The 2,337-nt window shown below is 36.1% G+C and carries 3 protein-coding genes and 1 pseudogene; all 4 read right to left on the bottom strand.

Annotation, left to right across the window (positions count from 1 at the left end; all coding sequences use genetic code 11):
* On the bottom strand, positions 1-257 hold a 257-nt coding region (locus BUC01_RS24775), incomplete at its 3' end, for a DegT/DnrJ/EryC1/StrS family aminotransferase (RefSeq protein ID WP_139261916.1).
* Positions 258-593: 336 nt separating this feature from the next.
* A complete protein-coding gene (locus BUC01_RS24770) occupies positions 594-1,190 on the bottom strand; it encodes an MBL fold metallo-hydrolase (protein ID WP_025836053.1) in 597 nt (198 codons plus the stop codon).
* Between the two features lie 6 nt (positions 1,191-1,196).
* Positions 1,197-2,255, bottom strand: coding sequence for a 3-oxoacyl-ACP synthase III family protein (locus BUC01_RS24765; protein WP_073315205.1), 1,059 nt, complete (start codon positions 2,253-2,255; stop codon positions 1,197-1,199).
* Positions 2,256-2,266: 11 nt separating this feature from the next.
* A pseudogene (locus BUC01_RS26200) lies at positions 2,267-2,337 on the bottom strand (acyl carrier protein); the annotation flags it as partial.

Here is a 2,337-nt window from a genome sequence, read left to right as displayed (position 1 = left end):
AATGCCGTAGCACTATATGTATACGCCGGAACAATTACTTCATCTTCAGCAGTTACTCCCAACCAGCGAAGCATCATAATAGCTCCCGAAGTCCAAGAGTTTACACAAAGCACTTCTTTTGCATTAGAAAATACTTTTATTTCTTCTTCCAATGCTTTTACTTTAGGACCGGAAGTGATCCAACCGGAACGTAACGAATCAACGACTTCATTGATGACCGCCTCGTCAATATAAGGGGGCGAAAATGGAATTTTCATGATTAATATATAATTTTAGAATAAATACTATTATCGAATTACCGATTTAACAAAGCATCCTAAAAATATCTCCTATTTTCATATAAAATAGTGAAAAGAAATAAATTAGAAATTCGTATAGGTACCGTTCATTTACGCGGTTCTATTAATCCATAAATATTACAAATAACATACCATAAGAACAGCCGTAAAAAGTATTACTATCCACATCATAATAACTAAATACCAGTACAGATAATAAACATTATATCATTGTTCTTCTAATTGTATACTGCTATTCAAGTATACGGTTATCATAAAAAACAGTGGGTACACTATTACTATTTATCAACTACATTAAGGATTAAAGTTCTCATAAATCCTTCCATGCCCAGGATATAAATTATTCCCTTTGGCTAATGATACTATACGTTGTACAGAAAGGTTCGCCTCCAGTTTATTACTATTAGGAAAACTTGTTATAACCTGTACCCCCGGAATAAAAGAATCCCCTGAGAATATATGCTTTCCTATTTTATATGTTAAACAGCTTCTATCATGCCCTGGAGTTGCATAAACCTCTAATTCTTTATTGGAGAAAATATTGATCTTATCTCCTTCTTTCAAAACGTGCAAATTTGCACTAGTAAACACGATTGAATCATCATGATATCTAGAGAAATTCTTTTTATCAGAAGCTAGAGCCTCCTGTCCAAAAGAAGAAGTATAAATCATACAATCAGGAAACTCCTGTGATAACTGACGAATACCATATAAGTGATCATAATGTGTATGAGTAAGAAAAACCCCCTTCACTGTAGTACATTCTTTCATTTGGGATATAATGGGAATAAAATCTCCTATATCAATCAAAAAAACATTAGGTGAATTGATTTCAGACAATATAAAGGTGTTCGAGTTAAAAACAGAATTGACGATTTGAGCAATCTCCATTAGCTATTACATCTTTATTAAATCTGGTATTATCATTGGCCTTGTCTTCATCCACATAGTCCCCCAACTTAAACCCAAGCCAAAAGAAGACATTAGCAAAGTAGCTTCCTTAGATACTAACTGTTCACGAAGCCGCGTAACCATTAAAGAAGGTATAGAAGCACCTCCTAAATTGCCAAATTCTTCAAGATTATAAGGAACTTTATCCATAGGTAGCTTTAACTTCTTCACAATCCGGTCTACAATCATCTTATTGGCCTGATGAATCAAAAAATAGTCAATATCTACATCACGATTCAAATGATAGTCATTTAAGAAGACTTCTACAGATTTGGGAGGACGAGAAATTGCAAAAGAAAAAACACTCATACCATTAATCAAGGTATGAATAGGAGCACGAACAATACCATTACCAAAATCCTCGTATTCAAAAGATTCCGGTGTAACCGGATGACGAAAACCGCCATGAGGAGTCATCAATGCTTCATATCCCTTACCATAAGTATGAAAATCAACAACAATATCATTAGCTGTTTCATCATACTCCAAAGCAACAGCCGTACCACAGTCACCAAATAATGGCACACGACTCTTGTCCTTCATCGACCCCATACGCAATGCAGTATCACCTATAAGTAATAAAGCACGCTTCACATTACCAGTCGTCAACAAATTACCGGCAACCGTTATTGCATACATGCATCCACAGCATCCCATAGGGATATCCATACAGAAACAGTTCTCCGACAACGCTAATCTGTCTTGCAATATACAAGAAGTAGGTGGAGTACGATAATCACCTGTCACGGATTCAAACAGCAGAACATCAATACTATCCCTCTCCCATCCCAGTTCTTCAAGTAACTTCTCAGCGGCAACTTGACACATGTCCGAAGCACACATATTATCCGGAGCAATATGACGTCTTTTTATCCCGACTGTATTATCAAAGACTTCCGCCTCTTCCTGAGAGAAAAAATCAAAATCAGATGTCTTCACCACATTCTCAGGGACAGCCATAGCCACTCCCTTCATGTCGACATTCTTAATTTTCCATCTTGCCATAGTGCAACCCGTTAGAGTTCAACATCATACTTTTTCAAAATTTCACGTCCCTTACCATAGGAAGTGAATTCCATAATATCTT

Origin of the sequence: Bacteroides stercorirosoris, assembly GCF_900142015.1 — a bacterium.
GTDB classification, from domain to species: Bacteria; Bacteroidota; Bacteroidia; order Bacteroidales; family Bacteroidaceae; genus Bacteroides; species Bacteroides stercorirosoris.
The sequence above is the reverse complement of the archived record's forward strand: the minus strand, read 5'-3'. Positions and strand labels throughout refer to the sequence as shown.

Coding starts and splice junctions, on each gene's coding strand:
- BUC01_RS24770 (WP_025836053.1), bottom strand. CDS start 1,190: ATGGAGATTGCTCAAATCGTCAATTCTGTTTTTAACTCGAACACCTTT.
- BUC01_RS24765 (WP_073315205.1), bottom strand. CDS start 2,255: ATGGCAAGATGGAAAATTAAGAATGTCGACATGAAGGGAGTGGCTATG.